This is a genomic window from Phytohabitans maris (genome assembly GCF_031085175.1).
Classification (GTDB): domain Bacteria; phylum Actinomycetota; class Actinomycetes; order Mycobacteriales; family Micromonosporaceae; genus Phytohabitans; species Phytohabitans maris.
Genome location: NZ_JAVHUY010000019.1, coordinates 27993 through 52154, shown reverse-complemented (window position 1 = coordinate 52154; position 24162 = coordinate 27993). Strand labels below are relative to the sequence as shown.

The 24162-nt window shown below is 71.2% G+C and carries 23 protein-coding genes and 2 tRNA genes; 19 read left to right on the top strand and 6 right to left on the bottom strand.

Going from position 1 to position 24162, the window contains the following annotated elements; all coding sequences use genetic code 11:
* Positions 1-35 precede the first annotated feature (35 nt).
* The 6 genes from RB614_RS21115 (at position 36) to RB614_RS21090 (ending at position 2033) form a co-directional block, all read left to right on the top strand.
* Positions 36-112, top strand: a tRNA-Ile gene (locus RB614_RS21115).
* Between the two features lie 46 nt (positions 113-158).
* Positions 159-287 carry a DLW-39 family protein gene (locus RB614_RS21110; protein ID WP_308714292.1) on the top strand — a complete coding sequence of 43 codons (129 nt, stop codon included), beginning with the start codon at positions 159-161 and terminating at the stop codon, positions 285-287.
* A gap of 28 nt (positions 288-315) precedes the next feature.
* Positions 316-388, top strand: a tRNA-Ala gene (locus RB614_RS21105).
* 118 nt (positions 389-506) lie between these two features.
* Positions 507-1424, top strand: a complete 918-nt coding sequence (locus tag RB614_RS21100; RefSeq protein WP_308714291.1) for an SEC-C metal-binding domain-containing protein — start codon at positions 507-509, stop codon at positions 1422-1424.
* Positions 1425-1464: 40 nt separating this feature from the next.
* Entirely contained in the window at positions 1465-1749 is a 285-nt protein-coding gene (locus RB614_RS21095; RefSeq protein ID WP_308714290.1) for a type II toxin-antitoxin system Phd/YefM family antitoxin, read from the top strand.
* 59 nt (positions 1750-1808) lie between these two features.
* Complete coding sequence (locus RB614_RS21090; RefSeq protein ID WP_308714289.1) at positions 1809-2033, top strand: type II toxin-antitoxin system RelE family toxin; 225 nt, start codon at positions 1809-1811, stop codon at positions 2031-2033.
* 153 nt (positions 2034-2186) lie between these two features.
* On the opposite strand, the gene RB614_RS21085 is transcribed toward RB614_RS21090, so the two are convergent.
* A complete protein-coding gene (locus RB614_RS21085; RefSeq protein WP_308714288.1) occupies positions 2187-2846 on the bottom strand; it encodes a M50 family metallopeptidase in 660 nt (219 codons plus the stop codon).
* 162 nt (positions 2847-3008) lie between these two features.
* Between RB614_RS21085 and RB614_RS21080 the strand changes: the two genes are divergently transcribed.
* Complete coding sequence (locus RB614_RS21080) at positions 3009-3662, top strand: TRM11 family SAM-dependent methyltransferase (RefSeq protein ID WP_308714287.1); 654 nt, start codon at positions 3009-3011, stop codon at positions 3660-3662.
* Between the two features lie 13 nt (positions 3663-3675).
* On the opposite strand, the gene RB614_RS21075 is transcribed toward RB614_RS21080, so the two are convergent.
* The gene (locus tag RB614_RS21075) at positions 3676-4476 is read right to left on the bottom strand and encodes an alpha/beta fold hydrolase (RefSeq protein ID WP_308714286.1); all 801 of its coding nucleotides are present in this window, start codon (positions 4474-4476) and stop codon (positions 3676-3678) included.
* 73 nt (positions 4477-4549) lie between these two features.
* On the opposite strand from RB614_RS21075, the gene RB614_RS21070 reads away from it, so the two are divergent.
* A complete protein-coding gene (locus RB614_RS21070) occupies positions 4550-5332 on the top strand; it encodes an SDR family oxidoreductase (RefSeq protein WP_487379832.1) in 783 nt (260 codons plus the stop codon).
* Positions 5332-5901 (top strand): YbaK/EbsC family protein, encoded by a 570-nt coding sequence (locus tag RB614_RS21065; protein ID WP_308714380.1) that lies wholly within the window; start codon positions 5332-5334, stop codon positions 5899-5901. The genes RB614_RS21070 and RB614_RS21065 overlap by 1 nt, the downstream gene beginning before the upstream one ends.
* A 3-nt stretch (positions 5902-5904) precedes the next feature.
* On the opposite strand, the gene RB614_RS21060 is transcribed toward RB614_RS21065, so the two are convergent.
* Together RB614_RS21060 and RB614_RS21055 are read right to left on the bottom strand one after the other, a co-directional pair.
* Positions 5905-6333 carry a CBS domain-containing protein gene (locus tag RB614_RS21060; RefSeq protein ID WP_308714284.1) on the bottom strand — a complete coding sequence of 143 codons (429 nt, stop codon included), beginning with the start codon at positions 6331-6333 and terminating at the stop codon, positions 5905-5907.
* Positions 6334-6361: 28 nt separating this feature from the next.
* The gene (locus RB614_RS21055) at positions 6362-8068 is read right to left on the bottom strand and encodes a proline--tRNA ligase (RefSeq protein ID WP_308714283.1); all 1707 of its coding nucleotides are present in this window, start codon (positions 8066-8068) and stop codon (positions 6362-6364) included.
* A gap of 76 nt (positions 8069-8144) precedes the next feature.
* Between RB614_RS21055 and RB614_RS21050 the strand changes: the two genes are divergently transcribed.
* Complete coding sequence (locus RB614_RS21050; RefSeq protein ID WP_308714282.1) at positions 8145-8921, top strand: SGNH/GDSL hydrolase family protein; 777 nt, start codon at positions 8145-8147, stop codon at positions 8919-8921.
* Positions 8922-8932: 11 nt separating this feature from the next.
* Here the strand turns inward: RB614_RS21050 and RB614_RS21045 are convergent, their stop codons facing one another.
* A complete protein-coding gene (locus RB614_RS21045; protein WP_308714281.1) occupies positions 8933-10174 on the bottom strand; it encodes a YncE family protein in 1242 nt (413 codons plus the stop codon).
* A gap of 177 nt (positions 10175-10351) precedes the next feature.
* Between RB614_RS21045 and RB614_RS21040 the strand changes: the two genes are divergently transcribed.
* The 7 genes from RB614_RS21040 to RB614_RS21010 all read left to right on the top strand — a co-directional run bounded on the left by RB614_RS21040 (position 10352) and on the right by RB614_RS21010 (position 20717).
* On the top strand, positions 10352-10948 hold the full coding sequence (locus RB614_RS21040; protein ID WP_308714280.1) for a TetR/AcrR family transcriptional regulator: 597 nt from the start codon (positions 10352-10354) through the stop codon (positions 10946-10948).
* A complete protein-coding gene (locus RB614_RS21035; protein ID WP_308714279.1) occupies positions 10948-12285 on the top strand; it encodes an acetyl-CoA carboxylase biotin carboxylase subunit in 1338 nt (445 codons plus the stop codon). The genes RB614_RS21040 and RB614_RS21035 overlap by 1 nt, the downstream gene beginning before the upstream one ends.
* A gap of 216 nt (positions 12286-12501) precedes the next feature.
* A complete protein-coding gene (locus tag RB614_RS21030) occupies positions 12502-13626 on the top strand; it encodes a hypothetical protein (RefSeq protein ID WP_308714278.1) in 1125 nt (374 codons plus the stop codon).
* 330 nt (positions 13627-13956) lie between these two features.
* The gene (locus RB614_RS21025; RefSeq protein ID WP_308714277.1) at positions 13957-15219 is read left to right on the top strand and encodes a chaplin family protein; all 1263 of its coding nucleotides are present in this window, start codon (positions 13957-13959) and stop codon (positions 15217-15219) included.
* 139 nt (positions 15220-15358) lie between these two features.
* Positions 15359-16891 (top strand): acyl-CoA carboxylase subunit beta, encoded by a 1533-nt coding sequence (locus RB614_RS21020; protein ID WP_308714276.1) that lies wholly within the window; start codon positions 15359-15361, stop codon positions 16889-16891.
* Between the two features lie 33 nt (positions 16892-16924).
* Positions 16925-18064 carry an acyl-CoA dehydrogenase family protein gene (locus RB614_RS21015; protein WP_308714275.1) on the top strand — a complete coding sequence of 380 codons (1140 nt, stop codon included), beginning with the start codon at positions 16925-16927 and terminating at the stop codon, positions 18062-18064.
* A 130-nt stretch (positions 18065-18194) separates the two neighbouring features.
* Positions 18195-20717: an ATP-binding protein gene (locus tag RB614_RS21010; protein WP_308714274.1), complete on the top strand. Its 2523-nt coding sequence runs from the start codon at positions 18195-18197 to the stop codon at positions 20715-20717.
* Positions 20718-21109: 392 nt separating this feature from the next.
* Here RB614_RS21010 and RB614_RS21005 read toward each other — a convergent pair whose 3' ends face one another.
* On the bottom strand, positions 21110-21676 hold the full coding sequence (locus RB614_RS21005) for a MarR family winged helix-turn-helix transcriptional regulator (RefSeq protein ID WP_308714273.1): 567 nt from the start codon (positions 21674-21676) through the stop codon (positions 21110-21112).
* Between the two features lie 100 nt (positions 21677-21776).
* Between RB614_RS21005 and RB614_RS21000 the strand changes: the two genes are divergently transcribed.
* Both RB614_RS21000 and RB614_RS20995 read left to right on the top strand, forming a co-directional pair.
* Positions 21777-22352, top strand: a complete 576-nt coding sequence (locus RB614_RS21000) for a YceI family protein (protein ID WP_308714272.1) — start codon at positions 21777-21779, stop codon at positions 22350-22352.
* 312 nt (positions 22353-22664) lie between these two features.
* Positions 22665-24143: a glutamate-cysteine ligase family protein gene (locus tag RB614_RS20995; RefSeq protein WP_308714271.1), complete on the top strand. Its 1479-nt coding sequence runs from the start codon at positions 22665-22667 to the stop codon at positions 24141-24143.
* Positions 24144-24162: the final 19 nt, after the last annotated feature.

Genomic DNA, 24162 nt, shown 5'->3' with positions numbered 1-24162 from the left:
CTTCCCGGGTACGGTAACCTCGTCGTCGCACGCGCGGGGCTATAGCTCAGTCGGTTAGAGCGCAGAGCTGATAACTCTGAGGTCGATGGTTCGATTCCATCTAGCCCCACCATGTAGTCATCCGGCCGAGATAACTCAACCTGAAGGGGATCACCCCAATGTGGAAGAAGATCATTATCATCGCCGGTGTGATCGGTGCGGCGGCCCTGATCGCGAAGAAGGTCAAGGAGTCCAACGACGAGCGCGCCCTGTGGCACGAGGCCACCACCGCGCCCGACCTCCGCTAGTCCACTCGCCGGCGGCCGCGCCGCCAGCGGGGCCGTAGCTCAACTGGCAGAGCACTGCCTTTGCAAGGCAGGGGTTAGGGGTTCGAGTCCCCTCGGCTCCACCTCGCCTCTGAGCAGCGGCTTCGTCAATGGTGTTCGACCATTGTGCGAACCACTTGGCTGATACGCCGTGTCAGGCTTGCCGTCGCATGCGCGGAGAGTACGGTCCTGGCCGTGGCTATGACTGCTCTTGACGAGGCAGCCGCTCTTGAGGTTCAGGCCGAGGAGTTTCCCGACGAGCGTGGCGAGATCCTGCTGGAAGCCGCCGCTGCCTGGCGACGGGCAGGTCGCACGGACCGTGCCCGGGAGTTGTTGACCGAGCTCGTCGGTGCCGGCGGCGAGGATGCTTGCTATGCCCGCTTCGAGTTGGCCGAGACGCTCTTTGAGCAGGGCGCGGCTGAGGATGCGTATGCCGAACTGGCTCGCCTTGCCCGCGATTCGGCGTTGCACGGCGGGCATTGCACGATGGTGGCTGAGCTGCTGGCCGAGCGCGGTGATCTCGATGGCGCCCTGACCTGGTACGACCGTGCTGTTGCCCGACTCAGCCCGGACGAGATCGAGACGCTGCGTGGGCCCACAGGTTGGATGCAGATGTCCTCGGTGATGCTGTGCGGCCGGCGGGAGGTCCGCAGCCAGCTGGGGTTGCCGGCCGACTCGACGGACGAGATCACGCCGGAGCCACCGTCCGCGCGCCGGCCGGTCGATGTCCACGGCGTCCGGGAATACATCGAGGCTGGCCGGATGCCGCGACAGGTGCGGATGCTGGTGTTCCAGCGCGGCGAGCGGGCCGAGGCTCGGCGACGTTGGCCGCAGGAGTACCAGGACAGCGACGAGGAGTACTACCCGGCAGCGGAGCGTCGATGGCGCGATCTCGCCGAAAGCGGTGTGCCGGCCATTCGAGTTGTCCCGGCGACGGTCTCGCAGCTGTGTGAGTTCGCCGATCGGGTGGGCGGATCGCCGACCGACCCTGAAACCAAGGCAGCCTTCGGCGAGACTGTCGCCGAAGAGGCCACCATCGCCTGGCCGCCGCCGCGTAATTCGCCGTGCTGGTGCGCATCGGGCGCCAAGTACAAGAAATGTTGCGGCCAGATCCGGTGACCGGTCGACAGCTCGCCGTATTTTGGTCATACTTTTGACTATGACGACGTTGCCGCTGGGCGAGGTAAAGACACACCTGTCCGAGCTGGTCGGCCGGGTCCACGACCACCATGAGCGGGTAACCGTAACGGTGCACGGCCGTCCCTCGGCCGTGCTGCTGTCGGTCGAGGACCTGGAGCAGTTGGAGGAGACACTCGCGGTACTCGGCGATCCAGCGACGCTGCGACGGCTGGCCGAATCAGACGCCGAGCTGGCCAGAGGCGAACAGGTGTCCGCTGGCGAACTCGCCGACGCCATACGCCGTCGCCGTTCCCCGGCGGCGTGAGCGAGGTAGATCCGGCCGAGCCTTACGAACTGCGTACCACCCCGACCGTCCGCCGTGCGTTGGCCGAACGACTGCCCGAGGCGGTCGCGGTGGCGGCCTATGAGCTCATGGTCGGGCCCTTGGTCCGCCAGCCATACCGTGTCGGCAAACGACTGCTTCCACCGCTGGCGGACCGATTCAGCGCCCGCCGCGGCACCTACCGGATCATCTACCGAATCGACGACGCCACCCGCACCGTCACCGTGGTCGACGTCGACCATCGCCGCGACGTATACCGAACCTAGGGGACGACTGGACCGACGGCTCACCGGACACCGCCTCGGCTCCGTGACCTGGTCAAACGTAGCGGCAGTGGGTCACCGGCGATGGTCGCGGTCTGGTTCGCATGGTGATGCCTCCGGCCCACGATGGCGTCGCCGCTGCTCGTCGGGGCCGTCTCAGGTGCCGGGTGCGTCGATCGCCCCGACGAGGATGCCACCGCCGTAGCCGAGCGCCGCCAGCGTCGCCAGCCACCAGAGCATCCCCCAGAAGCCCTTTGGGATCTTGGTGTAGTCGCGGAGAGAGGCGCCGTCTCCCGACCAGCCGACGCTTTTCCGGTTGTCCTCCATGTTTTGGATGACGCCGCCGAAGAGCAGAAACCAGATCAGCGTGTACGCGCAGACCTCGCGCGCGGTCGGTGTGGCGTTGCGGACGATCATGATGAGGAAGAAGCCGGCGACAGCCACGGCGGCGATGCCGAAGAACTTGCGCATCTGCAGGACGACCGCGCCGAGCAGGACGATGGTCGTCCAGAGGATGGCGTCCGGGTGTGCGCCGTTGTCGAGCAGGATCGCTCCGGCGATGCCGAACAGGGACGGGCCGACATACCCGGCGATCCAGTAGAGGAACAGGTTGCCGCTGGCCTTCGTCTCGCCGGTGGCGTCGGCATTTACCTGGACGTACAGGACCTTGCCGCCGGTCATCGAGCCAGTCATGGCGTGCGTGCCCTCGTGGGCGATCGTGATGAGGTAGCGGGTCACGGGCCAGAAGAGCGAGGCCACCAACCCCATAAACAACGTGCCGACGACGAGGCCCGTCGACGGTCCGGTCGCCGTCATGCGGTCAGGCTATTCAGCGTATCGACACATCTCCATCCGCCGGAGCGCCGACCGATTCCGCGTCGGCTGACCCACCGTGGAGTGGACGCCCGGGTGTGATGGCCGGCGCTGGTGCGGCACCGGGGGTGACTGCCGGAAACCCCGCGGCCGGATACTGGCGCAGTGAGACCGTGGCTGTACCTGAAGTCGGCTGACCTGATCGCGGAGCGCCCGGAGGGTGCCGACGAAGACGTGCACTACCCGGAGGCGCTGGTCGAGGCGGCCCTGGAGGAGTACACGTCGCCGGGGGATCTGGTGCTCGACCCGTTCGCCGGCTTTGGCACCACGCTCGTGGTGGCCGAGCGGATGGGGCGGCGGGCGGTCGGCGTCGAGTTGCTCGACGAGCGCGTCGATCTGATCCGGGGGCGGCTGAGCGGCGGCGGCGATGTGCGGGTCGTGCAGGGCGACGCGCGCAACCTCTCGGCGCTGGTGGACGGGCCGGTCGACCTGTGCATGACTTCGCCGCCGTACATGAGCGCGACCGACCACCCGGAAAACCCGCTGACAGCGTACGAGACGCTGGACGGCGACTACGTGACCTACCTGGCCGAGATTGGCGACGTCTTCCGGCAGGTGGCGGGGCTGCTCCGGCCCAGCGGGCACGCGGTCGTCAACGTGGCCAACCTCGAAGACGACGGCTTCATCACGCCGCTCGCCTGGGACATGGGCCGGGTGCTCTGCCGCCATCTGTCGTTGCGGCATGAGACGTTTCTGTGCTGGGACGAGCTGCTGCCCGGCCTCAGCGCGGACTACTGCCTGACCTTCCGCAAGGACTGAGCGCCGCGACGGCTCAGCCGAAGACCTTCGCCGCGAAGGTGAGCACCGCCGGGTTGACCACGTCGGGGGAGTCGGCCTGTGGATAGTGGCCGGAGTCGGGCACCATCAGCAGCTCGCCGTGGAGCCGCTCGGCCGCGAACCGGGCCTCGGCCGCCGGGTCCGGGAAGTCGGGGTCCTTTTCGCCCATCACCACCAGCGCCGGTGCCCGCACGTCGTCGAGGCGGGCCTCGACCGGCGCGTGGCTGGTGGTCGTGGTCCGCGCGAAGGAGCGCCAGTGGTCGCCCCGGCGCATGGCGGCGCCGATGCGGTCGACGTGGCTGGCCAGGTCGTCGGGGCGGCGGCCGGGGTAGAGCGTCTTGTAGAACGCCCGCCAGGCGGCCGGGCCCCACGGCTTGACCAGCATGACGCGCTGCACCAGGCGCATCACCGGGTTGGGCTTGGGGTCGCGCACCCAGGGCCCCATCAGCGCCAGGCCGGCCACGAGCTCCGGCTGCTCGGCCGCCGCGATGATCGAGCTGGCGGCACCCATCGAGTTGCCGATCAGCAGCGCCGGCCCGCCCAGGTGGGCGACGAGCGCGCGGATGTCGGAGGCGAGGGCGGGATCGTCGTACGCGGTGAAGCCGTCGTCGCTCTCCCCATGCCCGCGCAGGTCCATCGCCGCCACCCGGTAGCCCGCCCCGAGCAGCGCGGGGACGGTGAAGCGGAACGCGGAGCGCAGGTCGCCCATGCCGGGCACGCAGACGACGAGCGGCCCTTCGCCCGCCACCTCGTACGCGATCCGGCCCTCGCCACGATCAAGGTAACTAGTCGTCATAGCCAAAAAGCTAACATCATTAGCCAGTGGCGTCAAGCCGTCACGTTTCACCGGGGTACCTCGTCCATCCACCATGAAGGTTCTCGTGACAGGCGCGAGCGGTGTGCTCGGCCAGGCCGTGGTTCCCCGCCTCGAACAGGCTGGCCACGAGGTGCGCGGCACCAGCCGCCGCCCCAGGCCGGGCTGGGTCAAGGCCGACCTCGCGACCGGAGAAGGGCTGGCCGAAGCGGTCACCGGTATGGACGCGGTGGTCCACCTGGCCTCCGCCACGACGCGATACAACAAGGCCGGCGAGGTGGACGTCGCCGGCACCCGCCGCCTCGCGGCCGCCGCCGAGCGGGCCGGGGTGGGGCACTTCGTCTACATCTCGATCGTCGGCATCGACCGGATCCCGATCTCGTACTACCGAGCCAAGCTCGCCGCCGAGAAGGTGCTGCAAGCCGGCCCGGTGCCGTGGTCGATCCTGCGTGCCACCCAGTTTCCACAGCTTGTGGACGAACGCTTCCTGCCGCTCGCGAGCCGGCTGGGCGTGCTGGTCGCCGACCCCGGGATCGCCGTGCAGCTGGTGGACCCGCGCGACGTCGCCGACCGGATCGCCGCGCTGCTGGCGGCCGGGCCGAGCCGCCGGGTGGAGAACCTCGGCGGGCCGGCGGTGCAGACCTCGGAGGAGATCGTGCGCTCCTGGCTGCGGGCGACCGGCAAGCGCCGTCCGGTGCTCTCGCTCCGCCTGCCCGGCAAGACCGCGCGGGCGATGCGCGGTGGGCTGCTCACCACCCCCGACCAGCCCACCGGAACGCGGACGTGGCAGGGCTACCTCGCCGAGCGGTACGGGCCGGTGCGAGACTCGCAGGCGTGATAGGGACCTTGAAGACCGAGCCGGCCCGCACCCGGCCGGACCTGCTCGCCGCGCCCACCGCCGCCGCGCTGGACGCCTGGCCGGCCGAGGCACCGGTCGACGTGGACGAGGTGCTGGTGGCGCCGATCGACCCCACGCTGGCGGACACCGCCGCGTTCTGCGAGGCGTACGAGGTGGGGCTCGACATCTCGGCCAACTGCGTGGTGGTCGCCGGCAAGCGCGAGGGCGTGACCCGGTACGCGGCCTGCGTCATCCTGGCCACCACCCGGGCCGACGTCAACGGCGTGGTGCGCAAGATGCTCGACGTGCGTAAGGCGAGCTTCGCGCCGATGGCCGAGGCGGTGGAGCTGACCGGGATGGAGTACGGCGGGATCACGCCGATCGGCCTCCCCGAGAGCTGGCCGATCCTGGTCGACTCCCGGGTGATCGCCGCCGGCCACGTGATCATCGGCTCGGGCGTGCGGCACAGCAAGATCGCGCTGCCCGGCCCGGCGCTCGGTGCGCTGCCGAACGCGCAGGTGGTCGAGGGTCTAGCCAAGACCGTCGATACCGTTGCACGTGAAACCTGAAGATCAACTACTACTGGGCGTGGCCTCGCTGATGTCGCTGAGCACAGACGACAGGTCCAGGTGCATCGCGAGGTCGCCGAGCGAGATGACGCCGACGAGCTGGCGGTCGGCGTCGCACACGAGCAGCCGGCGCACGGCCCGCTGGCGCATCAGCCGTACCGCCTCCTGAGGGGTGGCGTCCTGCTGGATCATGATCAGCTCGGAGCTGGCGATCGCGCCGACGGTTGTCCGGCCGGGGTCCAGACGCTCCGCGACCGCTCGCACCACGATGTCGCGGTCGGTGAGGATGCCGGCCAGCACCGGGCCGTCGGTGATCACGACATCGCCGATGTCGGCCGCGCGCATGGCCTGCGCCGCCTCGTCCACCGGGGTCTCAGCGGGTAGGTAGACGACCCGCCTGGTCATCACGTCGCGCACAGTCCGGGTAGCCATGAGAGCTCGGTACCCGGATGGGAGCGCGCTACACCCGGTCGAGCGGCACCTCGGAGCGCTCGCCCGTGACGCGGTCACGCCACTCCACGTACCCGTCGCTGAAGCGGCGGCCGACCACGACGGCCTCGGGGATGCCGATCAGCTCGGCGTCGGTGAATTTCACCCCCGCGGACACCTGCGTCCGGTCGTCGACCAGCACCCGCCGCCCGCGGGCAGCGAGGCGACCGCCGAGCTCGACCGCCGCGGGCCCGAGGTCCTTTCCGGCGGCGATCACGTGGATGTCGAACGGCGCCACGTCGCGCGGCCACATGAGCCCGCGCTCGTCGTGGTGCTGCTCGGCGATGGCCGCCACCGCGCGGGAGAGGCCGATGCCGTAGCAGCCCATCGTCGGCCGCACCGGCTTGCCGTCCGGCCCGAGCGCGTCGACGCCGAACGCGTCCGTGAAGCGGCGGCCGAGCTGGAAGATGTGCCCGATCTCGATGCCCCGGCGCATGGTCAGCGTGCCGGTGCCGCAGGCGGGGCAGGGGTCGCCGGGGCGTACCTCGGCGGCCTCGATCGTGCCGTCGGGTGTGAAGTCGCGGCCGCACACCACGTTGACGGCGTGCCGGCCGGGCTCGTTCGCACCGGTCAGCCACGCGGTGCCGGGGACCACCCGCGGGTCGACCAGGTAGCGCAGGTCGAGCTTCTGCGGTCCGATGTAGCCGCGGACCAGGTCCGGCCGCCCCGCCCAGCCGTCGAACATCGCCACGACCGCCGGGTGTAGCGCGGCCGCCACCCGCTTGAGGTCCACCTCGCGGTCGCCGGGCACGCCGATGGCCAGCAGGTACGGGTCGGCGCCGGGCGGCGAGACGGTGAGCACGACGTTCTTGAGCGTGTCGGCGGCGGTCCAGTCGGCGCGACCGCCCAGCCGGCGGGTGTTGGCGAGCGCGACGAGCGTGTCGATCGTCGGCGTGTCCGGGGTGTCGTGCACCTCCAGGGCGGGAGCGGCGGCGGGGTCGCTCGGGGCCGGGGCGGGTGTGGTCACCGCCTCGGTGTTCGCGGCGTAGTCGCAGTGCGTGCACCCCACGAACGTGTCCTCGCCCACCGGCGAGGCGGCCAGGAACTCCTCGGACGCCGACCCACCCATCGCGCCGGACACCGCGGAGACGATCGTGTAGTCGAGCCCGAGCCGGTCGAAGATCCGCTGGTACGCGCCGCGGTGCTTGTCGTACGCGGCGTCCAGGCCGGCGTCGTCCAGGTCGAAGGAGTACGCGTCCTTCATCAGGAACTCGCGCCCGCGCAGCAGCCCGCCCCGGGGCCGCGCCTCGTCCCGGAACTTGCTCTGCACCTGGTAGAGGATCACCGGGTAGTCCTTGTAGGAGCTGAGCGTGTCGCCGACGAGCAGCGTGACGATCTCCTCGTGCGTGGGCGCGAGCAGGTAGTCGGCGCCGCGGCGGTCCTTGAGCGTGAAGATGTCCGCGCCGTACTCGGTCCAGCGGCCGCTCGTCTCGTACGGCTCGCGCGGCAGGAGGGCCGGAAACGACACCTCCTGGCCGCCGATCGCCGCCATCTCCTCGCGAACCACCTGCGTGACCCGGTCGAGCACCAGCTTGCCCAGCGGCAGCCAGGTGAACCCGCCCGGGGCGGCCCGCCGGATCATGCCAGCCCGCAGCAGCAGCCGGTGGCTCGGCACCTCGGCGTCGGCGGGGTCCTCGCGCAGCGTACGAAGAAAGAGCGTGGACATCCGCAACAACATGTGCGCAGCGTAGGCGCGATCACTGTGCCGAGGCACGCGGAATACGCCGGCGCGGTGTGGTGCGAGACTTGCGATCGTGAGTTGGCGCAGCTTCGTGGCGGTCGGGGACAGCTTCACCGAGGGAATGGACGATCCGTACCCCCAGGGTGGTGTCTACCGCGGGTGGGCGGATCTCGTGGCGACCCGGTTGGCGGCCGAGGTCGGGCCGGACTTCCGGTACGCGAACCTGGCGATCCGGGGGCGGCTCTTCCCCGGCGTGGTGGCCGAGCAGGTGCCGGAGGCGCTGGCGATGCGCCCCGAGCTGATCAGCTTCGCGGCGGGCGGCAACGACGTGCTGCGCCGCAACTTCGACCCGGTGGCGCTGATCGAGCGCTTCGACCAGGTGGTCGCCGACCTGCGGGAGAGCGGCGCGGACGTGATCCTCTTCCGGTTCGCCGGCTCGGGGCTGGCCAAGCTCCCCGGGCAGCGGATCGTCGCGCCGCGCGTGGCGATGCTCAACCAGGCGGTGGCCGACACCGCCGAGCGCCGCGGTGCCACGCTGATCGACCTCAACGCCGACGAGGAGTTTCGCAACCCTCTCTTGTGGAGCGTCGACCGCCTGCACCTGTCCGCCCTCGGGCACCGGCGGGTCGCCGCGCACGTGCTGACCGCGCTCGGCGTGGGCTGCGACGAGGAGTGGATGCTGGTGCCGCCGCGCCCGGAGCCGAGCCCGTGGCTGGCCGCCCGCGCCGCGGACCTGCGCTGGGCCGGCCGCTACCTGGCGCCCTGGGTCAAACGCCGCCTCACCGGCCGCTCCTCGGGCGACCTCGTCAGTGCCAAACGCCCGACGCTGGCGCCGATCGAGCCGGCCTAGGTCGCCGGCGGTCAGCGGGCGACGACCTGGCGCACCGAGACCAGGCCGGGCACGCCGGTGCGGGCGAGTTGCCGCCCGGTGGTCAGGTCGTGGGCGGTGACCGCGCCGTCCTGGCCGACGTACACCTTCTCGGTGCCGTTCAGCAGCGCCAGCCCGCGCACCCGCGAGCCGGTCGACCACCGGGTGGGCTGGTCCGAGGTGCCCATCGGCATCACCACCACCTTGTCGCCGCCGCCCACGACGAGGCGCCGGCCGTCGGCGGTGAACGCGGCGGTCGCCGGGCCCTCGCCGGTCGGGGCGGCCAGCGGCATCGTGCTCAGCACGTTCAGGGCGTCCGGGTCGATCACCGCGACCGTGCCGGTGACCGCGTCCACCACGCAGAGCCGCCGGCCGTCGCCGCTCAGCGCGATCGCGTGCCGCTCGGCGGCCCGCATGCCGAACGGCTCGGGCAGGTCGATGCAGTACGCCCACCGCTGGCCGAGGTGGAGCGTGTGGACGAAGGCGTGCACGTGCGGGGCGCCGTCGCGGGCACCGGCCAGCAGGTCGCGGCTGTGCAGGTGGTCGGGCTGGTGGGTGTACAGGGTGAAGAGCTGCTGCCGCCCCGGGTCGTACACCGCCTGCCGCCCCTGGCCGCGCATCTCCTCCTCGGCGCCCGGCGGCAGCACCGCCTTGGCCCGGGTGTGCAGCGGCTCCAGCGCACCGGAGCGCAGGTTGAGGGCGCGCACGCGATACCGGTCCGGCGCGGTGGGCGGCAGGTAGTCGAGGACGAAGAGGTACTGCCCGGTGACGTCGAACGCCTCCGGGTCGAGGTTGCCGGGCAGGTCGACGCGGGTCCGCTCGCCGCTGCCGTCGGCGACCGCGATGGTGGTACGGCTGCGCGGGCCGGCCGGCGAGGCGAGCGCGACCAGGCGCCCGTCGGCGGAGACCACGCGCGCCTCCAGCTTGTCGCGGACCAGGCCGCCCGCGACCACCTCACCGCCGGGCAGCCGGTACGTGGCGAGCTTGGTGCCCTTGCCGGTCCACTCGGTACGGACCAGCCGGCCGCTGTCACCGGTGACGATCGACGGAGCCGCGGGGAGGGTGGCCCTGCCGGTACCGGAGTCCACGACCGAGAGCCCGGCCTCCGTCTCCACGATGAGCAGGTCACCGCGGGGCGGTTCGGGCTTGGCGGCGGTACCGGAGTCGCAGGCGCCGAGGACCGCGCCGGCGCCGGTGAGCCCGGCGAGCTGGAGGAGTGTGCGCCTGTTCGTCATGCCGGGAAGAGGCGTGGCGGGATCCGGCGGTTCCAGCCCCGACCGGGTGTCCTCTGTGGACGACGTGCTGGTGAACGCGATCGGTGCCGTGCGGGCGGGTCTGCTGTCCCGTCGCTGGCGGAGAGAGGGCGCCGATCGCATGATATGCGTGTGTTGACAGTTGGTTACGCTGGCCCAGTGACGGTGGAGCAGCAGACGTCGTCGGCGCCGGCCCGCAGGCGCACCCGGCGCGACGAGATAATCGAGATCGCTGTGGGCCTTTTCGCGGCCCGCGGTTACCACGGCGTGTCGATGGACGACATCGGTTCCGCGGCCGGGGTGACCGGGCCCGCGCTCTACCATCACTTCGCCGGTAAGGAAGCGATGCTCGTCGCGGCCTTGATCCCGGTCAGCGAGGGCCTCCTGGAGGGTGGCCGGGCCCGCGTGGCCGAGCACCCCGACGACGCCCGCACCGCGCTGGGGTCGCTGATCGACTTCCACGTCGAGTTCGCGCTCGCCAACCCGGCCGTGATCGCCCTGCACCTGCACGAGCTCGACCGGCTGCCCGAGGAGCCGCGGCGGCAGATCCGCCGGCTCCAGCGGCTGTACGTCGAGGAGTGGGTCAACGTCCTCACCAACCTCCGCCCCGAGCTCGCCGCCGGCGAGGCCCGCGTGCTCGCGCACGCCGCCTTCGGCCTGATGAACTCCACGCCCTTCCTCGGCGGCGAGGTCGAGCGTGACCGCCGTGCCGCGCTGCTGCGCCAGGCCACCTTGGCGGCGCTGGTCGGCCCCTGATGATCGAGTCGCTGCTCGTCGCCAACCGGGGCGAGATCGCCCGCCGGGTCATCCGCACCGCGCGGCGGCTCGGCGTGCGCGCGATCGCGGTGCACTCCGAGGCCGACGCCGGCCTGCCGTTCGCGGCCGAGGCCGACGAGGCGGTCGCGATCGGCCCGGCCAACCCCGCGCTCAGCTACCGCAACACCGAGGCCATCCTGGCCGCCGCCAAGGCGACCGGTGCCCAGGCGGTGCATCCCGGCTACGGCTTCCTGGCGGAAAACGCGGACTTCGCCCGTACCGTCGAGGACAACGGCCTGATCTGGGTCGGGCCCGGCGCCGGCGCGATCACCGCGATGGGCGACAAGATAAATGCCCGCAACCTGATGTCCGCCGCCGGCGTGCCGGTCGCGCCCGGCACCACCGACCCGGCCGCCACGGTGGAGGCCGCCGTCGAGGCGGCCACCGGGATCGGATACCCGGTGATGGTCAAGGCCGCCGCGGGTGGCGGCGGCATGGGCATGGGCGTCGCGGCCGACGAGGCGGCGCTGCGCGGCGAGTACGACAAGGTGCGCGGCTTCGCCGAGCGGATGTTCGGCGACGGCTCGGTGCTGATCGAGCGGTATTTCCCCCGCGTGCGCCACATCGAGGTGCAGATCCTCGGGCTGGCCGACGGCCGCGTGGTGGCGCTCGGCGAGCGGGAGTGCTCGGTGCAGCGCCGCAACCAAAAGCTCCTCGAGGAGTCGCCCTCCCCGGCGGTCTCGCCCGAGCTGCGCGAGCGGTTGCTCGCCGCGGCCGTGCGCGCCGGCGAGGCGGTCGGCTACCGCAACGCGGGCACGGTCGAGTGCCTCTTCGACCCGGGCAGCGGCGACTTCTTCTTCCTGGAGATGAATACCCGGCTCCAGGTCGAGCACCCGGTCACCGAGCTCGTCTACGGGCTCGACCTGGTCGAGGAGCAGCTGCGGGTGGCGGCCGGGCTGCCGCCGACGTTCGACCCGGACGCGCTGGCGCCGCGCGGGCACGCGATCGAGCTCCGGATCAACGCCGAAGATCCCAAGCGCTTCCTGCCCGGCCCCGGCGCGATCACCGCGTGGAGCGAGCCGAGCGGCGATGGCGTGCGGGTCGACGCCGGATACGCGGTGGGCACCACGGTCACGCCGTTCTACGACTCCCTGATGGCAAAGCTGATCGTGTACGCCGGCGACCGGGCGACCGCCATCGAGCGGGCCCGCGCGGCGGTCGCCGGGTTCGAGATCACCGGCCCGAAGTGCAACCTGCCGTTCTTCGCCGAGATCCTGGGCAACGACGAGTTCGTTTCCGGCGACTACGACACCGGTATCGTCGCCCGCATGCGCTAGGACCCGCCGGGTCTGTTCGGGCGTCCCGGGGCCCGGAAACGTGCGGTCGCCGCGCCGGAGAGATCGGTTGGGTCGACCGAATCTTGGACGGATTTGCCCAAATGCGTCGCGTGACCCAGACGCGGCCGTATCGTTACCAAATACGAGCGGTGGTCAAACCGGTCCGAATAGATCGGATCGCCGCCACGAACGAGTAACGCAGGGGAAAGGCGGGACATGACCGGGTCGGGAGTCGAGCGCTCACCGCGCGCGGCGACGCGACCGGCGCATGTCCGCATCGGCCTGCGGGTGCTGGCCGTCGGTGGTCTGGCGGGAGCGGCCTGGCTCCTGTCCGCCGCCTCGGCACACGCCGCGGAGGCCGCCCTGCCCACCGAGGACGCGCCCACCGACCTGTCGGTGGTTTCGCTGGTCGACGGCTCCGGTGAGTCCACAGTGCTTTCGCCGCTGGCGGACACGCTGGATGCCACGCTTGCCGCGACCGACCTCCTATCCGTGGGGCGGGCGAGCACGGTCGTGCTGCCCAGCGCCACGGCCGCGTCCTCGATCCCGGTTACCTCGCAGCCGGCCGCCCGGCCGGTCGGTGACCGGGTCGGCGCCACCCGCGTGGCGGCTGACGAGCCGGTGGGTGCCCAGGCGCCCGCCGCGCAGTCGCGCGCCGTGCGGGACCGAGCGGGTTCCAGCGATGGAGTCCTCCTCGGTACCGTCCGCGGCCTGACCACGCCACTGGGCCTTTCCGGTGTGCTGGCTGGGCCGACGGGCCTGCTCACTCCGCTGACCCGAGCGGTCGACCCGGTGGTCGCCCCGCTGGACGGGGTCCTGCGTCCGGTCACCGGCGTGCTGCTCACCGCGGCGCAGCCGGTCACCACGGCGCTGGGCTCGGTCACGCGCGCGGCCCTCGGTGGCGACCTGGCGGGGCAGCGGGGTCATGACCTGATCCCGGGGACCACACCGGCCTCCGGAGCCGAGGCGAAGCCGGTCCGGTCCGGCACGGCTGCCGCGCTCGGCGCACGGACGGTGGGCCTCACCGGGGTCAGCACCGTTTCCCTCTCCGGCGACCGGCGCTATGCCGGCACGGAGCTGCGCTCGGCCGGATCACCGGACGAGCGGTCGGGCACCGGAAACCTGCCCGACCGGCACTACCCCGCGCCCCTTCGGGCGTTCCTCGGGGCGGGTGCCGGGATCCCGGCCGGAGGGCCGGGCTCCCACCTGGAGGGTGGCGGGTTCGCCGTCGTTACCTCCTCGGTCGTGGAGAGCACGGTGGCGTTCCACCGACTGCCGGTCACGACCGACGTCGCGGTCCTGCGGCTTGAGGCCGAGACCCCGACCGTCTCACCTGACTGAGTGCCCGCGCCGGTCGTCCACGACCGGGCAAGGAAGCACACCCAGCCCCATCCGGCCCACCGGTACATCTTCACCGGCGGCGCGGATAGGCGGCGACGCACGGGAAGAATCCCAGAACCGCTCTGACTGGCGGCGGATCTCCCGTAGACGGATCACCGAAATTGGGCGCAAGTCGACAGGTGGGATCAAGGTCCGAACAGCCGTGGCTCCATCGCGCCCGAATTCGGAAAGCGAGCGTGTTCGTACGGTCGCTCGCAACAAGCAGCGAAACAAATCACAACCGAATAGCAGCGCTATTTTCTGACAATTATCGAAGGGCAATTCTTCATCATGAAGACTTGGGTTCGTAAGACGCTCAGCGTTGGTGTGCTGGCCGCGGGTGCGCTCCTCTTCGCGCCGTCCGCCGTCCACGCCGACACCGCGCAGGTGTCGCTCGACAACGACGGCATCCTCAACGGCAACCAGGCCTACGCGCCGATCCAGATCCCGGTGAACGTGGCCGGTAACGGCGTGGGCGTGCTCGGTGTCGGGGCCGGCATCAGCGGCCTCGCTTCCAACGGCGCCGCCCAGGACGTGGACCACTGGAGCAAGTCCTCCCGCAAGCACAAGGAGGCCTCGCGCACCGAGGACACCACCCAGTTCAGCTGGGGCAACGACGGCATCGCGAACGGCAACCAGGCCTACGTCCCGATCCAGATCCCGGTGAACGTGGCCGGTAACGGCGTGGGCGTGCTCGGTGTCGGGGCCGGCATCAGCGGCATCGCCGCCAACGGTGCGGCGCAGGACGTCGACAAGGAGTCGAAGCGTACCGAGGACACCGCGCAGGTGTCGGGTGACAACGACGGGATCCTGAACGGCAACCAGGTCTACGTGCCGGTGCAGGTGCCGATCAACATCTGCGGCAACGGCGTGGGTGTCCTGGGCCTCGGCGTCGGCGTCAGCGGCGCCTGCGTCAACGGTGCGGCGCACGACGTCGACAAGGAGTCGAAGCGCACCGAGGACACTGCCCAGGTCTCGAGCGACAACGACGGCATCCTCAACGGCAACCAGATCTACGTGCCGGTGCAGGTGCCGATCAACATCTGCGGCAACGGCGTGGGCGTGCTCGGCGTCGGCGCGGGCCTGAGCGGTGCCTGCTTCAACGGTGCGGCGCAGGACGTCGACAAGGAGTCGAAGCGTACCGAGGACACCGCGCAGGTGTCGGGTGACAACGACGGGATCCTGAACGGCAACCAGGTCTACGTGCCGGTGCAGGTGCCGATCAACGCCTGCGGCAACGGCGTGGGCGTGCTCGGCGTCGGTGTGGGCGTCAGCGGTGCCTGCGTCAACGGCGCCGCCCAGGACGTCGACGGCAAGCCCGGCGACGGCGGGGACGACGGCTACTACAAGAAGTCGGCCAAGTCGAAGTCGGTCAAGAAGGAGGCCCTGCCTCTGGTCGGTGGCCTGACCGGGACGCTGACCAGCGGCCTGCCCACCGCCGGTGGCGCCTCCTCCCTGCCGGTCGCGGGTGACCTCGGCAGCGGCGTCAAGACCAGCAAGGTCAACGTCGCGGGCGTGGACCCGATGGGGCTGCTGAGCCAGGTCCCGGCCTGAGCAGAGATCGCCTGATCCACTGAACCATCGAAAAGGCAGGGCCTCCGCAACCAGCGGGGGCCCTGCCTTCGTGCGTACGCTGACCTTCCCCGCAAACGCGAGATGGTACCCTAACGATCGTTCAGGGAAGGGGCTTGGTGTGACGCTCGACGATGAGGCGCTCGAACGGCTGCGCAAGCGGGCCCTCGCGGGCGGTGCCGAAAAGTACCACGCGGCCAATGCGGCGAAGGGCAAGCTTTTCGCCCGCGAACGGGTCGCGTTGCTGGTCGACGAGGGCTCGTTCGTCGAGGACGGGCTGTACGCGAACGCGCTCGCCGACGGCCTCCCCGCCGACGGAGTCGTCACCGGACAGGCCACTGTGGACGGACGACCGGTCTGCCTGATGGCCAACGACTCCACGGTCAAGGCCGGTTCCTGGGGCGCGCGTACGGTCGAAAAGATCATCCGGATCATCGAGCGGGCATACACGACCGGCGTACCGATGATCTACCTGGTCGACTCGGCCGGCGCCCGGATCACCGACCAGGTCGACCTCTTCCCTGGGCGGCGCGGCGCCGGCAAGATCTTCTGGAACCAGGTGCGCGCCTCCGGCTCGATCCCGCAGGCCTGCGCCCTTTTTGGCCCGTCCGCCGCCGGCGGTGCGTACATCCCGGCGTTCTGCGACGTCGTCGCGATGGTCGAGGGCAACGCCAGCATGTACCTGGGCTCCGACCGCATGGTCGAGATGGTCACCGGGGAAAAGACCACGCTGGAGGAGATGGGCGGCGCGGCCGTGCACACCCGGGAGTCCGGCGTCGGCCACTTCCTGTGCAAGACCGAGGTCGAGGCGCTCGACACCGTCAAGCGTTACCTGTCGTACCTGCCGGACAACTGGACCCAGCCGCCGCCCGCCGCCCCGGCGACCGCCGCGCCGTCCAATGTAGACCTCGCCGGGCTGGTACCGGAGAGCGAGCGGCAGGCCTTCGACATGCGCCGGTACGTGCGTGGCCTGCTCGACGAGGGCAGCTTCTTCGAGATCCAGGCGCTGTGGGCGCGCGAGGTGACGGTCGGGTTCGGCCGGCTGGCCGGCGAGGTGGTCGGCGTCGTGGCCAACAACTCGATGTTCAAGGGCGGGGTGCTCTTCGTCGACTCGGCCGACAAGGCGACCCGGTTCATCCAGCTCTGCGACGCGTTCAACGTGCCGTTGCTCTTCCTCTCCGACGTGCCCGGCTTCATGGTCGGCACGGCCGTGGAGAAGGAGGGCATCATCCGCCACGGCGCGAAGATGATCACGGCGGTGGCCGAGGCGACCGTACCCAAGATCTGCGTGGTGGTGCGCAAGGCGTACGGCGCCGGGCTGTACGCGATGGCCGGCCCGGGCTTCGAGCCGGACGCGACGATCGCGCTGCCCACCGCGAAGATCGCGGTCATGGGCGCGGAGGCTGCGGTCAACGCCGTCTACGCCAACCGGATCGCGGCCATCGCCGACCCCGAGGAGCGGGCCGCGTTCGTGGCCGGAAAGCGCACCGAGTACGAGCGCGACATCGATGTCGCCCGCCTGGCCAGCGAGCTCGTGGTCGACGCGGTGGTCGAGCCGCACGAGCTGCGCGGCGAGCTGGTTCGCCGGTTCGCGGCCGCGCGGGGCAAGGAGCGGCACTTCTCCAAGCGCCGCCACGGCGTGACGCCCGTCTGACAAAGGACGCCCGTCTAACAAAAGGAGTCGACCATGCTCACGCAGGAGCACGAGGCGCTGAGGGAGAGCGTGCGCGAGTTCGCGCGCGAGGTGGTCGCGCCGGTGATCGGCAAGTTCTACGAGCAGCACGCCTTCCCGTACGACATCGTGCGGCAGATGGGCCGGATGGGGCTCTTCGGCCTGCCCTTTCCCGAGGAGCACGGCGGCATGGGCGGCGACTACTTCGCGCTCTGCCTGGCGCTGGAGGAGCTGGCCCGGATCGACTCGTCGGTCGCCATCACGCTGGAGGCGGCGATCTCGCTCGGCGCGATGCCGATCTACCGCTTCGGCACCGAGGAGCAGAAGGCGCGGTGGCTGCCCGGGCTGATCAGTGGCGAGGCACTGGCCGCGTTCGGCCTCACCGAGCCGGGCTTCGGCTCGGACGCCGGCGGCACGCAGACCCGCGCGGTGCTCGACGGCGACGAGTGGGTGATCAACGGCTCCAAGGCGTTCATCACGAACTCGGGCACCGACATCACCGCCCTGGTCACCGTGACCGCGGTCACCGGCACCAACCCGGACGGCTCGAAGGAGCTGTCGGCGATCATCGTGCCCTCCGGTACGCCCGGCTTCACTGTGCAGCCCGGGTACTCGAAGGTGGGGTGGTGCGCCTCCGACACGCACGAGCTGACGTTCAGCGACTGCCGGGTGCCGGCGGCCAACCTGCTCGGCCAGCGCGGGCGGGGATTCGCCCAGTTCCTGCGGATCCTCGACGAGGGGCGGATCGCGATCGCGGCGCTCGCCGTGGGGCTGGCCCAGGGCTGCGTCGACGAGTCGGTCAAGTACGCCAAGGAGCGGCACGCGTTCGGGCAGCCGATCGGGGCGTTCCAGGCGATCCAGTTCAAGATCGCTGACATGGAGATGCGCGCGCACACCGCCCGCCTGGCGTACTACGACGCGGCCGCCCGCATGCTCGCCGGCGAAGACTTCAAGCGCCAGGCCGCGATCGCCAAGCTGCACGCCAGCGAGACCGCGGTGACCAACGCCCGCGAGGCGACCCAGATCCACGGCGGGTACGGCTTCATGAACGAGTTCCCGGTCGCCCGCTTCTGGCGGGACTCGAAGATCCTGGAGATCGGGGAAGGCACCTCCGAGGTGCAGCGGATGATCATCGCGCGTGATCTCGGCCTGTAGGGGCACGATCACTACCGAGTGGGACGTTCGGGTCGTCGAGGCCTGTTCTGTCGGGTATCCGAAGCTCCGCCGGTCGGCGAGGCGACGCATCGCTCCCCAAGGTCGCTACTGATGCGTACTCTTCCTGGCCATGACCCCGGATCATGGCCCTGACCAGGGCACCACCGCGTTTGACGCGCTGCTGCGCGCCAAACGGCTGGCGGCCGGCCTCACCCAGGCCGAGCTCGCCGGGCGGGCCGGCGTCGGCATTCGTACGGTGCGTGACCTCGAGCGCGGTCGATCACGGCCGCAGCGCACGACCATGGAGCTGCTCGCCAAGGCGCTCGGCTTGACCGGGCGGGAACGGGCGGACTTCCTGGACGCCGCCCGGGGGACGAGCGTGGAGCCCGGGGCCGCCCCGGCGGGTGGGCCGGCCGGAGTGGAGCTGCCGCCCGCCGGTGACCTGATCGGGCGCGACCACGACATCGCGGAGCTGGCCGCCCTGCTCGACGGGCTGGACAGCCGTACGGTGAGCCTCGTCGGCCTGGCCGGGGTCGGCAAGACCGGCCTGGCGCTCGCCGTGGCCCACCGCGCCGCCGCCGCGCATCCGGCCGGGGTCGCCGGGATCGTGGTGTCGGACGTGTCGACGCCGGACGACGTGCTCGCCGCGATCGCCTCGGTCTTCGGCGTCGGCCGCGCAGCCGACCTGGCCGGGCGGCTCTCCGGCGCGCCCGCGCTGCTCATGGTCGACGCGGTCGAGCGGGCACCGGACGCGGTCGCGGTGGCGCTGACGTGGCTCGCCGGGGCCGCGCCGACCCTTCGGGTGCTGGCCACGGGGCGGCACCCGATCGGCCTCCCCGGCGAGCGGGTGTGGCCGGTGACACCGTTGGAGGTGCCGCCGGCCGACGTCCAGGCGGATCTCGATGCCGCCGCCGGCTACCCGGCGGCGGCGTTGTTTCTGGCCCGGCTCCGGCAGGTGCGCCGCGAGCCGCTGGAGCCGGACGAGGTCGGGGCGCTGATCGGCCTGGTACGGCGGCTCGGTGGGCTACCGCTCGCCCTGGAGCTGGCGGCCGCCCGCGGCCGGGTGCTCGACCTCAACGAGATCCTCAACCGGTACGGCGACCGCGTGCTCGACCTGGCCGGCCCGGCCCCCGCCGAACCGCGCGGGGACGCCGCCCGGACGGCACCGGCCACCCGCGAGGCGGTGACCGTCACGCTCCGGGACGCGGTCGCCGCCAGCTACCGGCTGCTGGAGGCGGACGAGCGGCGGGCGCTGCGCCGGCTCTCCGCGTTTCGCAACCGCTGGTCGGTCGACCTCGCGGAGTCGATGCTCGCCGACGAGACCGGGCAGGCCGCCGGCGGTGATCCGGTCGAGCTGCTGGACCGCCTGATCGCGCTCGGGCTGCTGAGCGTACGCGGCTCGGGCCCCTTCCGCTTTCGCCTCCTCGACGTCGTACGCGACTTCGCCACCGAGCGGGCCGCGGCCAACGGCGAGCTGGGCCGGATCCGCCGCCGGCACGCGGTCGTCTTCGCCGCCCTGGCCGCCCGTACGGCTCCCGAGCTGGCCGGCGGCAACTTCTCCGCCGCGGTCGGCCGCCTCGACGACGTCGCCAGTGACCTGTGGGCCGCGCTGGCGTACTCGGCCAACGACGACCCGCACACCGCGATCCGGCTCGCGGCCGGGCTGCCCCGGTGGTGGCGCTTCCGCGGGCGGGACGTGCCCGGCCGGCAGTGGCTGCGGCGGCTGCTCGACGACCCGCGTACCGCCGACGCCGACCCGATCGTCCGCGCCTGGGCCGGCGTCGGCGTGGGGCAGCTCGCGGCCGAGCACGGCGGTGGCGCCGAGGAGTTGCCGGCGGCCGAGGCCGCGCTGACCGAGTTCCAGCGTGCCGGCGACCTGACCGGCGAGCTCGCCGCGCGCAGCCTGCTCTGCGCGCTGTGGATGACCACCGGCGGGTACGACGAGGCACGCCGCCACGGCGAGGCGGTGCTGGCACTGGCGAGCCGGGCCGGGCGGATCCGGGACATGGCGGTGGCCCAGAACAACCTCACCTGGCACGAGATCCGGGCCGGTGACCTGCGGGCCGCCCGCCGCCGCCTGGCCCAGGTCGACCGGCTCGCGGCGGAGTGCGGCGAGCACCGGCTGCGCGCGCTGGCCCGGGCCAACCTCGCGGAGGTGGCCCGCCTCGACGGCCGGTACGCGGAGGCTGAGGCGGTGGGGCGGCGGGCCATCGCCGCGCTGGCCGAGCTCGGCGATCCGGGCCACCGGCGGCGGGTGCTCGGCACGATCGGGCGGGCCCACGCCCAGGCCGGCCAGGTCGACGAGGCGCGCGTGGTGCTTGCGGAGATCAGGCAGCTGATGGCCGCGTCCGAGCCGGCGACGCCGGAACGGCTGGCGCTGGGTCGGGTGGAGTCCGGTGAGGCGGCCTCGATCGAGGCGATCCTGGCGTTCCAGCGCGGCGACAAGGAGTCGGCGGCGGAGTGGTTCAACGCGGCGGCCCAGGCGTACGCCGGCGGGCACGACCTGCGTGACGTGGCCGAGGCGCTGGTCTGGCTCGTGGCCAGTACCGAGGAGCCGGAGGCCCGGCGCTCGGTCGTCGACTGGCTGACCTCGGTCTGCAAGGAGGGCGGCATCACGCTGCTGCCCCGGGAGCGGGCACTCATCGGCGGATGAACCACCCGACGAAAACGCTCCGCTTCGCTCCACGTTTCCGTCGGGGCCCGGAAGACCGCGTGATCAGGGCGCCCGCCAAGCCGACGCGAGTACCGCGGTGGGGGGGGGCGGGGGGCCCGGGAGGCGGGGCGCCCCCCCGGCCCCCCCCACCGCCCCCGCCCGCCGGGGGGGCCCCGCGCCCTGATCACCTCGTAGGCGGCGCGAACGGAGACGCCCCCCGACTCGGGTCCCCCTCGACCCGCCCGCGCCGCACCCCCGTGGTGCCCCTCCCGTGCGCTGCACGCTAGCCACGTCTACGAGGATGTTTGTCCGCTTAAGACCTAGTTGCAGGAGTCGTCAAATCACTTCTGCCGGTCTTTCTGCCGGTCAGGCCTGATTGGTATCTCTCTGTGTCACACCTCGACCACGACGCGCTCGGACGCGTCGCTCGACGGCTCGCCCCGCTCCTCTGGGCGGGACCGGCCCTGCGCGGCTCGCTCGCCGTCACCGGCCGAAGAGCCGGCGGTGGCGCCGGGGTGGACCGCGTCGCGGATCGTGCGCAGCGCGTCGAGAACGGTGTCGAGCTGGTCGGCCGGCAGCTGGCCGGTAAACCACTGCTCGATCAGCGCGAGGTGCTCGGGGAGGAGCTGCTCCAGCTTGGTGAGGCCGCTCTGCGTGATCACCGCGTACGAACTACGGCGGTCGGACGGGCAGGCACGGCGCATGATGTAGCGATCGCGCTCCATGCGATCGACGACGCGGGTGACGCCACTGGTCGAGAGCGACGTCTGGGACGCCAGGTCGGTCATCCGGAGCTGGTGGCCCGGAGAGCGGGCGAGGCGCATGAGGACCTCGAACTCGACCGGTGAGAGGCCGTGCCCACATAGCTGCGCGGCGAACCGGGCGTTGAGCCCCGTGTGCACCTCGAAGAACAGCCCGGCGGCGGTCAGCCGCGGGTCGTCGAAGAGGTCATCGGACACCTGTACAGCGTAGCACCCCTTGACACGCGGAATATTGCCGTGCGTATAGTTGCTTGGGCAAAGGTAGAACTATCAAGAACTTTCCCTGGAGGAGTATCCCATGACCGACACGTCGGCAGTCACCCGGCAGTTCGAGGGCCTGACCATCCCGACGGCGGGGACGTACGATCTCGACGCCGCGCACAAGGTGGTGGGCTTCACCGTTCGCCACATGATGGTGAGCAAGGTGCGCGGTGGGTTCGACGAGGCGACCGCCACGATCACCATTGCCGAGGACCCGCTGCAGTCGTCCGTCGTGGCGACCATCCAGGCGGCAAGCATCACCACCGGCCAGGCCGACCGGGACAACCACCTGCGCAGCGGCGACTTCCTCGAGGCCGAGAAGTACCCGACGCTGCAGTTCACCAGCACGGGTGTGAAGTCGCACCGCGGCAACGAGTTCGTGCTCGCCGGCGACCTCACCATCAAGGACGTCACCCGCCCGGTCGAGCTCAAGGTCGAGTTCGAGGGTGTCGGCCGTAGCCCGTACGGCAAGGACATCTTCGGGTTCAGCGCCAGCACCGAGATCGACCGCGAGGACTTCGGCCTGACCTGGAACGTCGCACTGGAGACCGGCGGCGTGATGGTGGGCAAGAAGGTCAAGATCGAGATCGAGGGCGAAGCCATCCGCCAGTAAGGCGCCGCACCACGCTCCTCATGTCTGTCCACAATGTGCCCCGGTGACCAGTTTCGCGGTTACCGGGGCATATTGCTTAGGTGGACTAAGCGCGCTCCCCTGCTCACGACCGGTGATATGTGCCTGTTTTGTCCCTAGCCCAAGCGGCGACCACGCTCCTAACGTGAAGGTCACCGCGCCGAGTGGGGGGATGCCATTCCGGGTGCTCTCGTGGTGTCGCGTGCCCGCGGCATGACGATTCAGCACCAAGCGCCACGAATGGTGTCTCTGCGACGGCGCCCGTATCGCCGTGCGCGCGCCGGGAGGGGCTGTATGGGGAAGGACGTCTCGCAGGGTGCGTTCTCCCGGGAGGACCGCACCCGGTACCGGCAGAAGGTGCGCCGGTGCCTGGACGTCTTCGCGCTGATGCTCGACGATTTCGGCTTCGACGCCGAGCGTCCCACGACGGGCCTGGAGATCGAGCTCAACCTGGTCGACAGCGAGGCCGAGCCGGCGATGCGCAACGCGGAGATCCTGGCCAACCTGGCCGACCCGACGTTCCAGACCGAGCTCGGGCAGTTCAACCTGGAGCTGAACGCGCGACCCCGCCTCATCGAGGGCGAGGGCTTCGCCGACTACGAGGAAGACCTGCAGGCGAGCCTGGGCCGGGCCGAGCACCGGGCGGTCAAGGCCGACTCCACGATCATCCTGATCGGGATCCTGCCCACGTTGACGTCGCACCACCTGGTGCTCGACAACATCTCGGCCAACGAGCGGTACCGGGTGCTCAACGAGCAGATCGTGGCGGCCCGGGGCGAAGACATCGAGCTGGACATCCGGGGCGTCGAGCGGCTGCAGACCTACACCGACTCGATCGCGCCGGAGGCGGCCTGCACGAGCGTCCAGTTTCACCTCCAGGTCTCGCCGGAGAGCTTCGCCGACTACTGGAACGCGTCGCAGGCGATCTCCGCCATCCAGGTGGCCATCGGGGCGAATTCCCCTTTCCTGTACGGGAGGCGGCTCTGGGCGGAGACCCGCATCGCCCTGTTCGAGCAGGCCACCGACACCCGGCCGGACGAGCTCAAGGCCCAGGGGGTACGCCCGCGGGTGTGGTTCGGCGAGCGGTGGATCACGTCGATCTTCGACCTGTTCGAGGAGAACGTGCGCTACTTCTCGCCGCTGCTGCCGATCTGCGACGACGAGGACCCGGTCGAGGTGCTGCACGCCGGCGGCGTACCGCACCTGGGTGAGCTGCGGCTGCACAACGGCACGGTCTACCGGTGGAACCGTCCGGTGTACGACGTGATGAACGGCCGCCCCCACCTGCGCGTGGAAAACCGGGTACTGCCGGCCGGTCCCACGGTCGTCGACATGCTCGCCAACGCGGCGTTCTACTTTGGACTGACCCGGGAGCTGGCCGAGGCGGACCGGCCGATCTGGTCGCAGCTGACGTTCAGCGCGGCCGAGGAGAACTTCCACACCGCCGCCCGACGGGGCATCGAGGCGACGGTCCACTGGCCCCGCGTGGGCGAGATCCGGGTCACCGACCTGGTGCTGGAGTCCTTGCTGCCCAAGGCGTACGCGGGGCTCGACCGCTTCGGCGTCGACCCGGCGCTGCGCGACCGGCTGCTCGGCATCATCGAGCAGCGCTGCCTGCTGCAACGTAACGGCGCGGTGTGGCAGACCGAGGCGGTGACCGCCGCCGAGCGCCGCCGCGACCTCGACCGCGGCGAGGCACTGCATGACATGCTCCAGCGGTACGGCCGTTTCCAGCGCACCAACGAGCCGGTACACACCTGGCCGGTCGAATGATCGAGGGCGCCCCGCCGCC